The organism is Nocardioides sp. SRI_004 (genome assembly GCF_057586415.1).
In genome coordinates, this window is record NZ_JBYCZV010000013.1 from 17836 (window position 1) to 35809 (window position 17974).

Consider the following 17974-nt stretch of genomic DNA (forward strand, 5'->3'; position numbering starts at 1 on the left):
CACACCAGCGGTCGGCAGGAGGGCGTCGAGTGGCTCCCGACACATCTCCTTGCCACTGGCAAGGAACGGGTTCTAGTTTCGGCGGATGGGCATGGGGACGGCCGGCGGGGACACCGGCACGAAGGCGGCGGGCTTCGCCCGTCTCGTCGTACGACGGGCGGCGTGGGTCGTGGGCGCCTGGCTCGCCTTCACCGTGGTGATGAACGTGGCGGTGCCGCAGCTCGAGGTGATCGCCGGGCAGGACTCCTCGCCGATGGTCCCCGACGACGCGCCGTCGATGGTCGCCGTCGAGGCGATGGACGAGGCGTTCGGCAACGGCGGCAGCGAGAGCTACATCGTGGTCGCGATGGAGCGCCCCGCCGGGCTGACCGCGGCCGACCGGCGCTACGCCGAGTCGCTCGTCACGGAGCTGGCGAAGGACAAGGACGACGTCGTCTTCGTGCAGGACCTGCGCCGCCCGGAGCTGCGCAAGGCGCTCACCAGCAAGGACGGGCAGGCGCGCTACCTGCTGGTCGGCATCACCGGCGCGACCGGCGCCCCGGCGTCGATGCGGCAGGTGACGGCGGTCCGCGACATCGTGCGCGAGCGCGCGCCCGACGGCCTGACCGTCGAGGTCACCGGGCCGACCGCGACGGTGGTCGACCTGACGACGGAGACCGAGCACAGCGTCGTACGGATCACCATCGTCACCATCGGCCTGATCGCGCTGATCCTCTTCCTCATCTACCGCGCCGTCGCGATCCCGCTCATCGTGCTCGGCGTCGTCGGGCTCGGCCTCGGCGTCGGGCGGGCAGTGGTCGCATGGTGCGGCATGGAGGACTTCTTCGCGGTCTCCACCTTCAGTGGCTCCTTCCTCACCGCGATCGTGCTGGGCGCCGGCACCGACTACGCGGTCTTCCTGGTCGCCCGCTACCACGAGCAGCGGCGCCTCGGCGTCGAGCCGGCGCAGGCCGCGGCCATCGCGGCGACCCGCGTCGGCGGGGTGATCGCCGGGTCGGCCGTCACCGTCGTACTGGCGACGCTGTGCATGGTCTTCGCCGACCTCGGCTTCTTCAACACGACGGGGCCGGCGGTCGCCGTGAGCATCGCGGTCAACCTGGTCCTCAGCCTGACCCTCACCCCGGCGCTGCTGGCGCTCGCCGGCAAGCGGGGCTGGGCCGAGCCCCGCGAGTCGAAGGCCGCCGGGGCCTGGCAGCGGGTCGCGAACCTCGTCGCCGCCCACCCCGTGCGGATGCTCGCCGCGTCGCTGGTCCCGCTCGCGCTCCTGGCGGCGCTCTTCCCGTTGGTCGACCTGTCGTACGACATCCGCGAGCCGCTCCCCGACGACGCCGAGAGCAACCGCGGGTACGCCCTGCTCGCCCGGCACTTCCCCGTCAACGAGGTGCTGCCCGACTACGTCGTCATCCAGGCCGACCACGACCTGCGCAACACCCGCGACCTCGCCCTCATCGAGCGCGCGTCCGCGGCGGTCGAGCAGCACGAGGGCGTCGCGCTCGTCCGCACGATCACCCGGCCGACCGGCGAGCCGATCACCCAGGCGTCGGTGGCGTACCAGTCCGGCCTCATCGGCGACCGGCTCGGCGAGGCCAAGGACCGGGTCGCGAAGGGGGCTGGTGGCGCGGAGCAGCTCGCCGACGGGGCCGGGCAGCTCGACGACGGCGCCAGCCAGCTGGCCGACGGCGCGGACCGGGCGGTCGCCGGTGCGGACCGGATCGCCACCGCCACGGCTCGCCTCTCCCGCGGGATGACCAAGCTGCTCGACGGTGCGGACGCCAGCGTGACCGGCGCGGGCGGGCTGCGCGAGGGCGCGGCCTCCCTCGCCGACGGGCTCACCACCGCCGCCGACCAGGTCCAGCTCGCGGTCGACTCCCTCGGCCTCGTGTACGACGCCCTGGCCACCAAGTCCCTCACCTGCGGCCTCGACCCGGCCTGCCGCCAGGCCCGGACCGGCATCAAGAGGATCTGGGAGGCCGAGCGCGACCAGCTCCTGCCCGGCCTGCGCGAGGCGGCCCGCGGCGCCCGGACCCTCGCGCGGGGGACCGGCGACCTCCGCGCCGGCCTGCGCCAGCTCCGCAGCGGCCTCGCGCAGGCGCGCGGTGGCACCCAGCAGCTGGCCGCCGGCCAGCGCACCTTCGCCGACCGGCTCGACGAGCTGTCCGGCGGGGCCGACCAGCTCGCCACCGGTGCGGACCGGCTGCGCGGCGGCACCGAGCAGGTCGCGGCGTCGCTGCCCGAGCTCGAGGAGGGACTCGCGGTCGCCGTACGCCACCTCCGCACGACGCGGCGCGAGGCCGACGGCGCGGGTGCGGGCGGGTTCTACCTGCCGCCGACGGCGCTCTCGAACCAGTCGTTCGCCAGCGCCAGCAGGCTGTTCGTCTCCGAGGACGGCCGCACCGCGCGGATTGCGGTCCTCGGCGACACCGATGCCTTCGGGCCCGAGGCGGCGCAGCGCTCGGAGGAGGTCCTCGACATCATCGAGACGTCGTTCAACGGGACCCGGCTCGACCACGCCACGGTCGCGGTCACCGGCATGGCGGCGACCAACAACGACCTGCGGCACTACTCCCAGTCCGACCTCGAGGTCATCGCTGCCGGCGCGCTGGTCGCGGTCTTCCTCGTGCTGCTCCTGCTGCTGCGCAGCCTGGTGGCGGCGTTCGCGCTGATGGCCACGGTGGTTCTGTCGTACGGCGCCGCGATCGGCCTCTCCGTGCTGGTGTGGCAGTACGGACTGGGCATCCAGCTCGACTGGACCGTCGCCGCCATCGCCTTCGTGATCCTCGTGGCCGTCGGCGCCGACTACAACCTCCTGCTGACGAAACGGATGCACGAGGAGGCGCCCGACGGGTCGGCCGCCGGCATCGCGCGGGCGACCGCGGCCACGGGCGGCGTGATCACCTCGGCCGGCGTGATCTTCGCGGTGTCGATGATGGCGCTGCTCGCCGGACGGGTCACGACCATCGGCCAGGTCGGCTTCACGATCGCGGTCGGCCTGCTGCTCGACACCTTCGTCGTGCGCTCGCTCCTGGTCCCGGCGCTCGCGACCCTGCTCGGACGGCGGCTGTGGTGGCCGCAGCGCCCGGAGCAGGCTGGGGCAGAATCGGGGGCATGAGGTTCGGGCGATGACCGTGGGCGACCTGCGTCAGCGCCTGCTCCGCGCCGCCGAGCAGGAGATCGCGACCAGCGGCCCCGCCAAGGCCAGCCTGCGCGGGATCGCCCGCCGGGTCGGGGTGTCCCACCAGGCCACCGCCCACCACTTCGACGACCGGGCCGGACTGTTCACCGCGCTGGCCGTCGAGGGCTTCGAGCTGCTGCTCGAGCAGTCGGCCGCAGCGGTCGAGGCGGTCGGGGCCGACGGGATCGCGTCGGGGGCCCAGGTCGCGGCCGCGGGTGCGGCGTACGTGGAGTTCGCGACGCGGCACCCCACGATGTTCGACGTCATGTTCCGCCCCGAGCTGCTGCACGCCGACGACCCGCGCCTGCTCGACGTGCGCCGCCTGCACCGCGACCTGCTCGTCCAGATCGTCTCCGCGGCCCAGGCCGAGGGCTGGGGCGCCGCCGTCCCGACCGAGGAGCTGGCCGTCATGGGCTGGGCCGCGGTCCACGGACTGGCGGTCCTGCAGCGCGACGCCCAGCTCGGCGACGTGCTGCCCGAGGTCGACACCGGCCGGCTGCTCGAGCGGGTCGCCCGGGCCCTCGACGCGATCGGCTGAGTCGACTCCGAGCGGGATCCGTCGCGGGCGTCATACGAACCGAGCGTCGGAGAGCCCGCTTCGTATGACCTCCCCCGGGGCGCGTGGGGGTGGGGGCGGGGCGTCATGCGAACCGAGCGTCATGACGGCCTCTTCGTATGACGTCCCCCGGGGCGTGTGGTGGTGGGGCGGGACGTCATACGTATCGAGCGCTATGACGCCCGCTTCGTATGACCTCCCCCGGACCGCGTGGTGGTGGGGGCGGGGCGTCATACGAACCGAGCGCTATGACGCCCGCTTCGTATGACGTCAACGGCGCCGGCGCGGTCGGGGCACTCGCGTGGTCAGGAGATCCTGCGGGCGGCGCTCTTCGCCGTCACCGTCGGGAAGCCGCTCCGCTTCGCCGTCACCTGGAAGGTGATCAGGTGGCCGCGGTCCGCGCGGGTCGTCGTGTACGTCGTCCGGGTGGCGCCGGTGATGGGTTTGCCGTCGCGCAGCCAGCGGTAGCTGAAGGTGTGGCCCACCTGTCGCCAGGTGCCCTTGCTGCCGGTGAGCGTGCGGCCGACGCGGGCGGTGCCGGTGAAGGTGGGGCGGACGGTGCAGGCGGCGGCGACGTTGACGGTCTTGCTCACCGGGAGGGCGTCACCCCAGCCGTCCCTGGCGGCATCGACCCGCACGCTGATGCGCCGGCCTGCGTCAGCCGTCGTCAGTTTGTACGTCGTCCCGGTCGCGCCGGCGATCGGCGTGCCGTCGCGCAGCCAGCTCCGGGTGAGCTCGGCGTCGGAGGGTGTCGGGGTCGCGCCCGTGGCGGTGAGCAGGGAGCCCGCCTTCAACGTTCCGCTGATGCTGGCGGCGGTGAGGGTGACGGGCGGAATGACCTTGACGATGGTGGATGCCGTGACAGGGACGGGGTCTGCCAGCTGGTCGTGGATCACCTTGACCTGGATCGGGTACTCGCCCGGCGTGGCCCAGATCGGCTCGACGAGGTCGTCATGGGGATCGGCGATGTCATCGAAGTCCCCGTCGCCGTCGAGTTCCCACGAGAACGTCAGGACGCTGTTGAGCGGGTAGTTGGAGACGGTCGCGCCGATGGAGCTCTTGCGGCCTGCGACAGCGACCGGATTGCCGAGTCCGACCTTGAAGGCAGCTATCACGAGGATCTCCGTCGAGGCCGTCGACGTGATTCCGTTGACGGTGGCTCGAACCGTGATCGTGAAGGTCCCGAGGTCATGCTCCGCCGGGTTCCAGATGATCGCGTTGTTGGTGCCGTCGTCGAACCCGTCCCCGTCGAGGTCCCACTCGTAGAGCACGGGGGGATCGCCCGCAGGCGTCTGGTCGAGCGTCGCGCCGATGAGCACGGGCTTGGCGTCGATCGGAATGAAGGGCGGAGCGTTGACGATCCGCACCTGCGGCGGCGGCTCGTCCTCAGCCGCTGCCGGAGCAGCAACCCCCGCGACGGCGACCACCCCCGCGACGTACGCCCCGATCATCCGACGCATCACACGGCCCCCTCTGCCGGTACGGCCAGGCGGGTCGGTTCGCCTCGCCCGCGCAACATGGTCTCACCGTGCTCGACCCAGCGCTCGGCCTCCATCGACCCCGCTTCCCGCGCCGCCTCGACCGAGTCCCACGCCGCGAGCACGCAGCCGGGGACGTCCTTGGCGAGGTCGGTGATGCGGGAGGCGGAGTTCACGGCGTCGCCGATGACGGTGTACTCGAAGCGCTGCTCGTGGCCGACGTTGCCGGCGACGACCTGGCCGGTCGCGACGCCGACGCCGGCGCCGACCTCGGGCACCTCGACGGCGAGCCGGCTCGCCATCGCCCGCGCGGCGGCGAGCGCGGCGGCGGCGTGGTCGGCGTGCTCGACGGGGGCGCCGAAGATCGCGAGCACCGCGTCGCCGATGAACTTGTTGACCAGTCCGTGGTGGCGGTCGACCTCGTCGACGACGACGCCGAAGAACCGGTTGAGCACGGCGACGACCTCGGTCGGCCCGTGCTGGGTCGCGTACGTCGTCGAGCCGACCAGGTCGACGAAGAGCACCGAGCACACGCGGGTCTCGCCGCCCAGCTCGACCTCTCCGGCGCCGACCGCGGCGGCCGCCGCCGCGACCTCCTGGCCGACGTGGCGGCCGAACAGGTCGCGGATCAGCTCGCGCTCCTGGAGCCCGGTGACCATGTCGTTGAAGCCGGACTGCAGCTGCCCGAGCTCGGTGCCGTCGTACACGACGACGTCGGCGTCGAGGTGGCCCGCCTCGACCTCGCGCATCGCGTCGCGCAGCGACAGCAGGGGCGCGACGACGGCGCGGGCGTTGAGGTCGGTGAGCAGGAAGCCGAAGACGAGCACGATCCCGCAGACGATGATCGTGACGACGGCGAGCTGCTGCAGGGTCGCGTCCTCACCGGCCGGCGTCAGCGCCAGGATCGCGGCGATCATCAGGCCGACGACCGGCGCGCCGGTGCCGAGGATCCAGAAGATCGCCATCCGCGGGCCCACGCCGACGCCGCGCACCTTCTCGGTCACCCGCACGTCGGCGAGCGCCCGCGCCGCGATCGGGCGCAGCGAGAACTCGGTCAGGAGGTAGGACACGCCGGCCACGACGACGGCGCCGATGCCCACGGTCAGTCCGGTGCCGAGGGCGCGCGAGGGCTGCAGGAAGACGGTGAGCAGCGTGAACAGCACCGTCCCGACGCCCCACATCAGCAGCTGCATCGTGGTGAGGGTGAGCGGGACCCGCAGGGCACGCGCCCGCTGGGTGTGGTCGGGGTCGACGCCCGGCTGGGTCGCCCAGCGCAGCGCGCGCAGGGACGTCGTCGTACCCCAGATGGCGCCGACGGCCGCCGCCGTGAAGACGTACGTCGGGATGGCGATCGCCAGCGCGATCACCATCTCCCTGTTCGGGGACGGCGAGGGGATCGCCCAGGTGTTGACGACGAAGACGACGAGCGCGCCGATCAGGTTGGTCGAGACCAGCAGGACGGTCAGCAGGACCTGGATCCGGATGCGGAGCTGGCGGGGCCCCTGGTCGCGCGGGCCGAGCAGCCGGGAGCCGAAGGGGCCCCTCCGGCTGGACAAGGATCCCCGCGGCATGACCGAAGCGTAGTGCCCCGGTTGCCCTCACCTGATTGGATCGACTCCATGACCGGCACCCCCGCGGTCGCCTTCACGGCCGCCGAGATCACCGACGCCTACGCCGTCTTCCACGAGAAGGTCGCCGTGATGGCGGAGACCGGCGAGTGGACCGGCTACGCCGATCTGTTCACGCCGGACGCGGAGTACGTCGAGCACGCGATGGGTACCTTCCACGGCCGTGACGAGATCCGGGAGTGGGCGGTGCGGACGATGACGTCGTACCCGGGCCGGGTCATGCCGGGCTTCCCGATCAGCTGGCAGGTCGTCGACGCCGAGCAGGGCCGCCTGGTCTGCGAGGTGCTCAACCCGATGCCGGACCCGGGCGACGGGACGATGCTGACCGAGCCGAACATCACGATCATGACGTACGCCGGCGACGGGCTCTTCTCCCGCGAGGAGGACGTCTACAACCCGCTCCGCTTCCACGCGATGGCCCTGAGGTGGGCGCGCATCGCCGCCGCGCACGGCAACGCCGATGAGGACGTGCTGGTGTGGTTGGACAAGTTCGGAGGCGGCCGGTGACGGGGGCAGCGAAGCGGATCCTGCTGGAGATCCTCGGCTGGGTCCTGCTCCTCGCCGGCATCGCCGCGATGGTGCTGCCCGGTCCCGGGCTGCTGCTGATGGCGGCCGGCCTCGCCGTCCTCTCGCAGCAGTACACCTGGGCCGAGCGGCTGCTCGACCCCGTCCTGCTCCGTGCCCTTCGGGCCGCCGCGGAGGGCGTCGAGACCTGGCCCCGGATCATCGCCTCGACCCTCGGCGCGCTCGGGTTGGGCGCGTTCGGTGCGCTCTGGATCGTCAAGCCCGACGTCCCGTCGTGGTGGCCGATCGACGAGAAGTGGTGGCTCGTGGGCGGACCGTGGACGGGCGTCACGCTCATCCTGTCGTCGCTGATCGCGCTCGGGCTGCTCGTCTACTCCTACCGCCGCTTCCACGGCAAGCCCGAGGCGCGGGCCGCGCTGGAGTCGAAGATCGACGAGGCCGACGACGACGCCCACGAGCAACGCGAGCGGATGCGGCGGCACAAGGAGGAGTCGTGACCTTCCGACGTCCCGAGCCCGGCGACGACCGAAGCATGCGCGAGCGGATGCTCGCGGGTGACTGGTACGTCGCCGACGACGCCGACCTGCTGGAGGCCTACCAGCGCGCGGTCGACCTCACGACGGCGTACAACGCGACGACCGCCCGGGAGGGTGAGCGTCGTCGCGAGCTGCTCGAGGCGCTGCTCGGCGAGGTGGGCGAGGACGTCACGATCCGGCCGCCGTTGCAGGTCGACTACGGCACGCAGATCCGGGTCGGTGCCCGTACCTTCGCCAACTTCGGCCTCGTGGCCCTGGACGTCGCGGAGATCGTGATCGGCGACGACGTCCAGATCGGGCCCAACGTCCAGCTGCTGACGCCCATCCACCCGCTCGAGGCGGGTCCCCGCCGGGACAAGTGGGAGGCCGCGAAGCCGATCACGATCGGCGACAACGTCTGGCTCGGCGGCGGCGTGATCGTCTGTCCCGGCGTCACGATCGGGGCGGACACCGTGGTCGGCGCGGGGTCGGTCGTCACCAAGGACCTGCCCGCCGGCGTGCTCGCGCTCGGCAACCCGGCCCGGGTGGTGAGGGAGCTCGACCGGTCATGAGCGGGCTCTCCCTGTTCGAGGCGCTCGAGGCCCGGCGTGCGGCGGGCAGCCGGCCCGGGCGACGTGAGGACGGGCTCCGGATCGCGCTGGCCATCGAGGGCGGCGGCAACCGCGCCGCCTACTCCGCGGGCATGGCGCTCGCGCTCGACGAGGCCGGCCTGACCGACGCCTTCGACGACGTCTACGGCACCTCCGGCGGCGCGCTGAACGCCGCGTGGCTGCTGACCGGCGAGGCGCAGCGGTGGATGCGCAGCTGGGCCTGGCCCGAGGTCGCGGCCGCCGGCATCACCAACCCGCGGCGGGTCCTGCGCGGCGGACCGCTCATCGACCTCGGCCTGCTCGTCCACCACGTCTACGAGTCGATCACGCCGATGGACTTCGAGGCGATCCTCGCCAACCCGATCGGCTTCCACCCGATGGCGACCGACGCCCGCACCGGCGAGGGGACCGACCTGGCGTCGTACGTCACCGACCGGCGGAGCCTGCAGACCGCGCTGCGCGCCAGCTCGTGCCTGCCGCTCCTGGCGGGCCGTCCGGTGCGCATCGGCGGACGGACGTACGTCGACGGCGGGCTCTCCGAGGGCGTGCCCTACCGCCGGGCGCTGGCCGACGGGGCCACGCACGTGCTCGTGCTGCGCACGCGGCGCTCGGACCAGTACGCCGAGCCGCCGTCGCGGCTGGAGCGGGCCCTGCTGGCGCCGTACTTCCTCCGGCACGGGTGGAAGGCGGGGCGTGCGCACGTCGACCGGCACAAGACCTACGCCGCCGACGACCTCCACCTCGCCGAGTCCAGCGCCGCGCCGGTGGCCACGCTCGTCGAGGTGCGCCCCCCGCTCGGCTCGCCCGACGTGGGCCGGCTGAGCAGCGACCTGGACTCGATCGCGAACGCGATCGAGCGGGGACGGGTGACGATGAACGCCGCGCTGGGTCGTGAGGAATCGGTCGGACCCGACGTCTAGTCTCGGCCCGTCATGACCCTCCACCTCCACCGCGCCGCGCGCACCGACCTGCTCGCCGACGAGCTCGGCACGCTGCTGGCGACCCCGCCGGACGACCCCTTCGCGAGCGAGGTCGTCGTGGTGCCGGCGCGGGGCGTGGAGCGGTGGCTGACCCAGCGGCTCTCGCACCGGCTCGGCACGGGCCCGCGCGGGGGCGACGGCGTGTGCGCCGGTGTCGACTTCCTGCAGCCGGCCTCGCTCGTCGGGCTGCTGCTCGGTCGCGCGGCCGACGACCCGTGGCACCCCGACCGGCTGGTCTGGCCGCTGCTGGCGACCATCGACGACAGCGTCGGCCAGCCGTGGTGCGCGACCCTGTCGACACACCTCGGGCACGGCATCGGTGGCGAGGAGGGCGAGCTGCGCCGGAGTCGCCGGTGGTCGGTCGCGCGGCGGCTGGCGGAGCTCTTCGCGTCGTACGCCGTCCAGCGGCCCGCGCTCGTCACCGACTGGCGCGAGGGCCGCGACACCGACGGTGCCGGTGGTGCGCTGGCGCCCGACCTCGTGTGGGAGGCCGAGCTGTGGCGACGGCTGCTCGCCCGGATGGCGGCGGCCGGTCACGAGGAGGCGCCCGACCAACGCCATGCACGGGTCTGTGCCGCGCTGCGTGACGGGGAGGTCGACGGGCTCGACCTGCCCGACCGGCTCTCGCTCTTCGGCCACACCCGGTTGCCCGAGACGGAGATCGACCTGCTGGTCGCCCTCGCCACCCACCGCGACGTCCACCTCTGGCTGGCCCAGCCGTCGGCCGCCCTGTGGGACGCCGTCGTGGCGGACGGCGCCGAGGTGCGGCGGCGATCCGAGGCGACGTCGGCCGGGCTGGCGGGCCACCCGCTGCTCGCCTCGCTCGGCCGCGACTCCCGCGAGCTGGCGACCGTGCTGGGCGCCCGGGTCGCCGCGGGTGAGGCGGTCGACGCGGGCGCGGCCCCGGAGCCGGCCACTCCCGACACCCTGCTCGGCTGGCTGCAGGGCGACCTGCGGGCCAACGCGGCTCCCGGTGCGGACACCCGCGCCGGGAGGTTGCCCAGTACCGACGACCGCAGCATCCAGGTCCACGCCTGCCACGGCGCGGCCCGCCAGATCGACGTGCTGCGCGAGGTGCTGGTCGGTCTGCTGGAGGACGACCCGACGCTCGAGCCGCGCGACATCGTCGTGATGTGTCCCGACATCGAGACCTACGCCCCGCTCATCTCGGCGGGCTTCGGTCTGGGCGAGCTGATCACCGACGACGAGTCCGGCGACGGGCTGCACCCCGCCCACCAGTTGCGCGTCCGGCTGGCCGATCGGGCCGCCAGCAGCACCAACCCGCTGCTGGCGGTGGCCGTCGCGCTCGTCGAGCTCGCCGGTGGTCGGGCGACGGCGTCGCAGGTGATCGACCTGCTGTCGCGGCCGCTGTGCCGGCGGCGGTTCGGGTTCAGCGACGACGACCTGGCGCGGATCACCCGTTGGGTCGCGGAGGCCGGCGTGCGCTGGGGGATCGACGGCACGCAGCGGGCGGCGTACGCGATGGAGGGCTTCGAGCACAACACCTGGCGGGCCGGGCTCGACCGGCTTCTCCTGGGCGTCGCGATGAGCGGCGACGACCACCGCAGCCTCGGCCGCGGTCTCCCGGTCGACGACATCGCGAGCGGCGAGATCGAGCTGGTCGGCCGGCTCGGCGAGGCCGTCACCCGGCTCGGCGCCTGCCTGGCCGCGCTCGACGCGGCGCAGGCGGCGGGCGACTGGTTCGACGCGGTGGCGACCGGCGTGCGCGACCTGTGCGAGGTCGACGCCGACGACGCCTGGCAGCTGCCGCAGTTCGAGCGCGAGCTCGCCCGGGCCCGGGCCAGCGCGGAGCAGAGCGCCCCCGACGTCCCCCTCCGGCTGGCCGACGTGCGCGCGCTGCTGCAGGCCCGGCTCGCCGGCCGCCCGACCCGCGCCAACTTCCGCACCGGCACCCTCACCGTCTGCACCATGGTCCCGATGCGCTCGGTGCCGCACCGCGTCGTGTGCCTGGTCGGCCTCGACGACGGCGTCTTCCCCCGCGCCACCGGGGTCGACGGCGACGACGTGCTCGGCCGCGACCCGCTCGTCGGCGAGCGCGACCGCCGGGGCGAGGACCGGCAGCTGCTGCTCGACGCGATCCTCGCGGCGGGGGAGCGGCTGGTGATCACCTACACCGGCGCGACCGAGCACACGGGAGCGGAGCGGCCGCCCGCCGTACCCCTCGGGGAGCTGGTCGACGCGCTCGACCGCACGGCGGCGGCGCCCGTGCGCGACCACGTCGTGGTGCGCCACCCGCTGCAGTCGTACGACGTGCGCAACCACGCGCCGGGCGAGCTCGGCACCCGCGGGCCGTTCAGCTTCGACCGCGCCTCCCTCGCGGGAGCCCGGGCCTCGGTGCGCGAGCGCACCCCGGCCCCGCCGTTCCTCGACGGCGCGCTGCCGCCCGCGCCGGTGGCCGACGTGACCCTCGCCGACCTGGTGGCCTTCGTGCACCGCCCTGCCCGGACCTTCCTGCGCAGCCGCCTCGACGTGGCGACCCCGTTCGAGCCCGACCAGGTCGCCGACGCGATCCCGGTGTCCCTCAACGGGCTGGAGGTCTGGCAGATCGGCGACCGCCTGCTGCGTGAGGTGCTCGCGGCCGACGACCCGGGCGCGACCGCGCAGGCGGTGATGACCGCCGAGCAGCTGCGCGGCACGCTCCCGCCCTTCGACCTCGGCCGGGGCGAGCTGACCAAGGTCGTCCAGGAGTGCCAGGAGCTGTTCACCCGCAGCGCCCAGGTCCGCACCGCCGCCCCGCGCACGATCGACGTCGACGTCGACCTCGGCGACGGTCGCCGGCTGACCGGCACCGTGCCGCGCGTGCACGGCAACCAGGTCGTGTCGCTGTCGTACTCCCGGCTCAAGCCGAAGCAGCGGCTCGCCTCCTGGCTCGAGGTGCTCGCCCTGTCGGCGGCCCACCCCGACGAGAGCTGGACCGGTCACGCCATCGCCCGCTCGAAGGCGGGGCCGCAGCGTGCCCTCGTCGGCCCGCTCGACCACCGAGCGGCGCAGTGGCTGCGCTCCGTCGTCGACCTGTACGACGCCGGCCGCGCCCGCCCGCTGCCGATGCCCCTCGACACGGCGTACGCCTGGGCGGACGCCCACGCGAAGCAGCTGCGCGGCATGGACGTCGACCCGGCCGAGGCCGCGGCGAAGGCCTGGGCGACCGACCCCTACAACGACTGGGGCATCAAGGGCGAGGACGACGACCCGGCCCACCGCCGGATCTGGGGCGCCGGTGCGCCGGTCGAGGTCCTGCTCGAGGCCGGGCTGCCGGAGGTGGCGTGGCAGCTGTGGGAGCCGCTGCTCGGCGGCGCGGAGAGGGTGGCCCAGCTGTGATCGAGTCACTGCCACCCTTCGACATCCGCGGCCCGCTGCCGACCGGCACCACTCTGCTCGAGGCCAGCGCCGGCACCGGCAAGACCTGGACCATCGGGGCCCTGGTGACCCGCTATGTCGCCGAGGAGGGTGTGCCCCTCGAGCAGCTGCTCGTCGTGACGTTCGGTCGTGCGGCCAGCCAGGAGCTGCGCGAGCAGGTGCGCCACCAGCTCGTCGAGGCCGAGCGCGCGCTCGCCGACGACGCCGTCCCCGACCCCGCGGCGACCGACGTCATCCAGCTGCTGCTCGACTGCCCGCCCGACGTCCGGCGCCTCCGGCACGCGCGGGTCGCCCAGGCGCTGGCCGACTTCGACGCCGCGACGATCGCGACGATCCACCAGTTCTGCTCGCTGGTGCTCGACTCGCTCGGTGTCGCGGGCGACACCGACGCCCGGGCCCGGCTGGTGGAGGACCTCGACGACCTGCTGGTCGAGGTCGTCGACGACCTCTACCTCCGTGCGTTCGCGCACCAGCCCGACGGCTCGGCGCCCGTCTTCCAGCACAGCGAGGCGATGGCGATCGCCCGCACGGTCGTCAACGACCCCCAGGCGTGGCTGGTCCCCGACGACCTGCCCCGCGAGGACCCGGCCGGTCGCCGGGTGGCCTTCGCCAGCGCCGTCCGCGCCGAGCTCGACCGGCGCAAGCGCCGCCTCGGCGTGCTGTCGTACGACGACCTGCTCAGCCAGCTCGCCACGGCGCTCGAGCCCGACGACTCCCCGGCGCGCGTGCGGATGCGCGAGCGCTGGAGGATCGTGCTCGTCGACGAGTTCCAGGACACCGACCCCGTGCAGTGGCAGGTCTTCGACCGCGCCTTCTCCGGCCACTCCACGATGGTGCTGATCGGCGACCCGAAGCAGGCGATCTACGCCTTCCGCGGGGGCGACGTGACGACCTACCTCACCGCGTCCGGGACGGCCACGACCCGCCAGACGCTGGGGGTCAACCGCCGCAGCGACGCCGGCCTGCTCGCCGGCTTCCAGGCGCTGCTGGAGGGAGCCGAGCTGGGCGACGCGCGGATCGTCGTGCGCGAGGTGACCGCTCACCACCAGGAGTCGCGGTTGGTGGGGGCGCCGAGGCCGGCGCCGTTCCGGGTGCGGGTCGTGCGACGGGAGACCTTCGGCAGGCGCGGCCCCACGGCCCTGCCCGTCGGCAAGGTGCGCCCCCACATCGCCCGGGACCTCGCCCACGACATCCGCGACCTCGTCACGAGCGAGGCGACCTTCGAGGGGCGCCGGCTGCGGCCGAGCGACGTCGCGGTGATCTGCTACCGCCACGCCGACCTGTCCGCGGCCCGCGCCGCGCTGCTCGAGGTGGGCGTCCCGGCGGTGATCGCCGGCGGCGGGAGCGTGTTCGCGACCCCGGCGGCCGGCGAGTGGCTCTCGCTGCTGGAGGCGCTGGAGCAGCCGCACCGGACCCCGCGGGTGCGCGCCGCAGCGCTCACCTGCTTCCTCGGCGTCGACGCCGCCGGGCTCGATCGCGGCGGCGACGACCTGACCGACGAGCTCGGCGACCGGCTGCGGTCGTGGTCGGAGGCGCTGGCCCGCCGCGGCGTGGCCGCCGTCGTCGAGGCGGCCGTGTCCGGTGGCATGCCGGAGCGGCTGCTCGCCCGGGTGGGCGGCGAGCGCACGCTGACCGACATCCGTCACATCGGCGAGGTGCTGCACGAGGTCGCGCAGCGCGAGCAGATGGGTGCGGTCGCCCTGCTGGCGTGGCTGCGCGAGCAGGTCGTCGAGGCCCGCGACGGCCGCGGCGCCGAGCGGACCCGGCGCCTCGACTCCGACGCGGCCGCCGTGCAGCTGGTCACGATCCACGCGAGCAAGGGCCTGCAGTACCCCGTCGTCTACCTCCCCGCCCTCGCCGACCGCCACGTCGGCAAGCCGCAGCGGCCGCTCTTCCACGACGCCGAGGGCCGGCGCTGCATCGACGTCGGCGGCTCGGGCCCCGACTGGGGCGACCACGTGCGCCGGTGGGCCGACGAGGAGGCCGGCGAGTGGCTGCGGCTGCTCTACGTCGCGCTGACCCGCGCGCAGAGCCAGGTCGTCGCGTGGTGGGCGCCGACCCGCAACGCGGAGGCGTCGCCCCTGCACCGGCTGCTGATGCGCCGGCCGGCGGCCGACGGCAAGGGGATGGAGCCCACGGTCCCGCCGGCGCCGGCCGTCCCCGACGAGGACACCGTCACCAGCCTGTTCGCCGCCTGGCGCGACCGCGGTGGTCCGTCGCCGGAGATGGCCGTGCCGGCCGACCACGCGGGTGCGTTCGTGCCGCCCGAGGTGCCCGAGCTGGGCGCGCGGTCGTTCACGCGGGCGGTCGACACGGAGTGGCGGCGTACCTCCTACTCGGCGTTGAGCAAGGTCGACGTCGCCGCGACCCACGGGCAGCCGGGGGTGGCGAGCGAGCCCGAGGTGGCGGTCAAGGACGACGAGGACCTCTCTCCGGCGGTTGAGGTGCGAGGCGCGCCAGCGCCGAGCCTCGAAACACCGGATGCACTGCCGTCGCCGATGGCCGACCTGCCCGTGGGCGCCACCTTCGGCTCCCTCGTGCACGCGGTGCTCGAGCACGCCGACCCGGGCGCCGACGACCTGCGCGCCGAGCTGCTCGCCCACATCGACGACCAGCTGACCTGGTGGCCGGTCGAGCTCGACCGCGAGGTCCTCGCCGACGCGCTGGTCGCGGTCCTCGACTCGCCACTCGGCCCGTTGATGGACGGCGCCACCCTGCGCCGGATCGGCGCCCGCGACCGGCTCTGCGAGCTCGACTTCGAGCTGCCGCTGGCCGGCGGCGACACGGGTCTGGCGCAGGACGACACGGTGCTGCTCGGCGACATCGCGACGCTGCTGCGCCGGCACCTGCCCGCGGACGACCCGGTCCGCGCCTACGCCGACGCGCTCGACAACCCGCTGCTCGGGGGCCAGGTGCTGCGCGGCTACCTGACGGGATCGGTCGACGTCGTGCTGCGGGTCCCGGGCGCCGACGGCGTCCGCTACGTCATCGTCGACTACAAGACGAACTGGCTGGGCCCGATGGACGCCCCGCTCACCGCCGCCTCCTACGACAAGGCTGCCCTCGAGGACGCGATGGGCCACTCCGACTACCCCCTCCAGGCGCTCCTGTACGCCGTCGTGCTGCACCGGTTCCTGCGCTGGCGCCAGCCCGGCTACGACCCGGAGCGGCACTTCGGCGGCGTCGCCTACCTCTACCTGCGCGGCATGTGCGGACCGGAGACGCCGGTCGTCGACGGTTCCCCCGCCGGGGTGTTCACCTGGCGCCCACCCGCGGCGCTGGTGGCCGAGCTGTCCGACCTGCTGGACGGGGTGCGACCGTGACCGATCTCTTCGAGGCCACCTCGCCGCACGACCCGCGGGTCGCCCGCGGGGCCGACGGGCTGCTCGCCGCCTTCAACGCCGCGGGGGTCGTCGACGCCGCCGACGTCCGTGTCGCCGAGCGGGTCGCCGCGCTGGGCGGCGAGGACGACGACCGCGTCCGGCTGGCCGTGGCGCTGGCGGTGCGGTCGGTGCGCGGCGGCTCGGTCGGGCTCGACCTCGAGGCGCTGCCGGACCTCGCCCAGGTCGTCGAGGAGGTCGGGCAGCGACCGTCACGGGCCGCCCTCGCCTGGCCCGACCCGGCGGAGTGGGCGGCGGCGCTGGCAGCCTCGCCCCTCGTCGCGGCCGGCGTGGTCCACCACGAGCTCGGCCTCGTCTACCTCGACCGCTACCACCGCCTGGAGCGGCAGGTCGCCGACGACCTCCGGGCTCGCACCGAGCTCGGGCCGCCGCAGGTCGACGAGGCGGTGCTGGCCGCCACGCTGGAGCGGGTGTCGGGGGAGCACCTGAGCGCGGAGCAGTCCGCGGCCGTCGTACACGCGGCGCGGCACCGGACGACGGTGCTCACCGGCGGCCCCGGCACCGGCAAGACGACGACGGTGGCGCGGGTGGTGCTGGCGCTGGCCGACCAGTTCGCGCCCCTCCACGAGCGGCGGATGTCGATCGCGCTCGCCGCGCCGACCGGCAAGGCGGCGACCCGCCTGCAGGAGGCCGTGGCGGAGGAGCTGGCGGCCCTGGGCGCGCTGGGCGACGGGCCCGGGCAGGTCGCGACGCCGGACTCGATGACGCTGCACCGGCTGCTCGGCTGGCGGCCCGACAACACGACCCGCTTCGCGCACGACCGGTCCAACCGGCTCAAGCACGACCTGATCGTGGTCGACGAGGCGTCGATGGTCGATCTCACGATGATGGCCCGACTGCTGGAGGCGGTGCGGCCGGAGAGCCGGCTGGTGCTCGTCGGCGACCCGCGCCAGCTGACCTCGGTCGGCGCCGGCGCGGTGCTGTCCGACCTGGTCGCCGGCTTCGCCGGGCACCCGGACTCACCGGTCGTCGCCCTGACCGAGAACCACCGCTCCACCGAGCAGATCAAGGCGCTCGCGCTCGCCCTGCGCGACGACGGGCCCGACGCGGCCGACGGCGTCCTCGCGGCGCTGCGGGCGGGCACGGGCGAGGTCGAGTACGTCGAGACCGACGACCCCGTCACCGCGCTGCGCGCCCGGATCACGACCGCTGCCCTCGAGGTCCGCACCGCCGCGGTCGACGCCGGGCCGGCCGCCGCGATCGCCGCCCTCGAGCGCTTCCGCCTGCTCTGCGCCCACCGCGAGGGTCCCTACGGCGTACAGGTGTGGAACCGCCACGCCGAGCAGTGGCTCGCCGCCGAGCTCGGCGCGCCGCTGGGCTCGGCCTGGTACCCCGGCCGCCCGCTCCTCGTCACCTCCAACGACTACGCCCTCGACGTCTACAACGGCGAGACCGGCGTGGTCGTCCCGGATGCCTCCGGCCGGCCCCGCGCCTGGATCGCCGGTGCCGGGGCGCCCCGCCCGTTCGCCCCGGCCCGCCTCGGCGCGATCGAGACCATGCACGCGATGACCATCCACAAGAGCCAGGGCAGCCAGGCCGACGAGGTCGTGGTCCTGCTGCCCGACGCCGACTCGCGCCTGCTCACCCGCGAGCTCTTCTACACGGCGGTCACCCGTGCGAAGGAGCGTGTCGTCGTGGTCGGCTCGGAGGCCGCCGTACGCGCCGCCGTGGACACCACCGCCCAGCGCGCCACCGGCCTCCGCCAGCGACTCTCGTGAGGCGCGAAGTGT

The 17974-nt window shown here is 74.3% G+C and carries 11 protein-coding genes; 9 read left to right on the forward strand and 2 right to left on the reverse strand.

Annotated features, from left to right (window positions below):
- Positions 1-85: 85 nt before the first annotated feature.
- On the forward strand, positions 86-3109 hold the full coding sequence (locus AC2YHB_RS17600) for an MMPL family transporter (protein WP_179648333.1): 3024 nt from the start codon (positions 86-88) through the stop codon (positions 3107-3109).
- A 10-nt stretch (positions 3110-3119) separates the two neighbouring features.
- Complete coding sequence (locus AC2YHB_RS17605) at positions 3120-3710, forward strand: TetR/AcrR family transcriptional regulator (protein WP_051932589.1); 591 nt, start codon at positions 3120-3122, stop codon at positions 3708-3710.
- Positions 3711-4033: 323 nt separating this feature from the next.
- Here AC2YHB_RS17605 and AC2YHB_RS17610 read toward each other — a convergent pair whose 3' ends face one another.
- Positions 4034-5188, reverse strand: a complete 1155-nt coding sequence (locus AC2YHB_RS17610; RefSeq protein WP_179648332.1) for a hypothetical protein — start codon at positions 5186-5188, stop codon at positions 4034-4036.
- On the reverse strand, positions 5188-6777 hold the full coding sequence (locus AC2YHB_RS17615; RefSeq protein ID WP_036549181.1) for an adenylate/guanylate cyclase domain-containing protein: 1590 nt from the start codon (positions 6775-6777) through the stop codon (positions 5188-5190). Before AC2YHB_RS17615 ends, AC2YHB_RS17610 begins: the two co-directional genes overlap by 1 nt.
- Positions 6778-6825: 48 nt before the next feature.
- On the opposite strand from AC2YHB_RS17615, the gene AC2YHB_RS17620 reads away from it, so the two are divergent.
- From AC2YHB_RS17620 to recD, 7 genes are read left to right on the forward strand one after another with little or no spacing between them, the layout of a single operon-like run.
- Positions 6826-7341, forward strand: coding sequence for a nuclear transport factor 2 family protein (locus tag AC2YHB_RS17620; protein WP_487354348.1), 516 nt, complete (start codon positions 6826-6828; stop codon positions 7339-7341).
- The gene (locus AC2YHB_RS17625) at positions 7338-7856 is read left to right on the forward strand and encodes a PGPGW domain-containing protein (RefSeq protein ID WP_036549175.1); all 519 of its coding nucleotides are present in this window, start codon (positions 7338-7340) and stop codon (positions 7854-7856) included. The genes AC2YHB_RS17620 and AC2YHB_RS17625 overlap by 4 nt, the downstream gene beginning before the upstream one ends.
- A complete protein-coding gene (locus AC2YHB_RS17630; RefSeq protein ID WP_277987646.1) occupies positions 7853-8446 on the forward strand; it encodes a sugar O-acetyltransferase in 594 nt (197 codons plus the stop codon). Before AC2YHB_RS17625 ends, AC2YHB_RS17630 begins: the two co-directional genes overlap by 4 nt.
- Positions 8443-9405 (forward strand): patatin-like phospholipase family protein, encoded by a 963-nt coding sequence (locus AC2YHB_RS17635; RefSeq protein WP_487354349.1) that lies wholly within the window; start codon positions 8443-8445, stop codon positions 9403-9405. Before AC2YHB_RS17630 ends, AC2YHB_RS17635 begins: the two co-directional genes overlap by 4 nt.
- A 12-nt stretch (positions 9406-9417) precedes the next feature.
- Positions 9418-12804, forward strand: coding sequence for an exodeoxyribonuclease V subunit gamma (gene recC / locus AC2YHB_RS17640; protein WP_487354350.1), 3387 nt, complete (start codon positions 9418-9420; stop codon positions 12802-12804).
- Entirely contained in the window at positions 12801-16166 is a 3366-nt protein-coding gene (locus AC2YHB_RS17645) for a UvrD-helicase domain-containing protein (RefSeq protein WP_487354351.1), read from the forward strand. Before recC ends, AC2YHB_RS17645 begins: the two co-directional genes overlap by 4 nt.
- Positions 16163-17962, forward strand: coding sequence for an exodeoxyribonuclease V subunit alpha (recD, locus tag AC2YHB_RS17650; RefSeq protein WP_487354352.1), 1800 nt, complete (start codon positions 16163-16165; stop codon positions 17960-17962). Before AC2YHB_RS17645 ends, recD begins: the two co-directional genes overlap by 4 nt.
- Positions 17963-17974 lie beyond the last annotated feature (12 nt).

Coding starts and splice junctions, on each gene's coding strand:
- AC2YHB_RS17600 (WP_179648333.1), top strand. CDS start 86: ATGGGCATGGGGACGGCCGGCGGGGACACCGGCACGAAGGCGGCGGGC.
- AC2YHB_RS17605 (WP_051932589.1), top strand. CDS start 3,120: ATGACCGTGGGCGACCTGCGTCAGCGCCTGCTCCGCGCCGCCGAGCAG.
- AC2YHB_RS17610 (WP_179648332.1), bottom strand. CDS start 5,188: ATGCGTCGGATGATCGGGGCGTACGTCGCGGGGGTGGTCGCCGTCGCG.
- AC2YHB_RS17615 (WP_036549181.1), bottom strand. CDS start 6,777: ATGCCGCGGGGATCCTTGTCCAGCCGGAGGGGCCCCTTCGGCTCCCGG.
- AC2YHB_RS17620 (WP_487354348.1), top strand. CDS start 6,826: ATGACCGGCACCCCCGCGGTCGCCTTCACGGCCGCCGAGATCACCGAC.
- AC2YHB_RS17635 (WP_487354349.1), top strand. CDS start 8,443: ATGAGCGGGCTCTCCCTGTTCGAGGCGCTCGAGGCCCGGCGTGCGGCG.
- recC (WP_487354350.1), top strand. CDS start 9,418: ATGACCCTCCACCTCCACCGCGCCGCGCGCACCGACCTGCTCGCCGAC.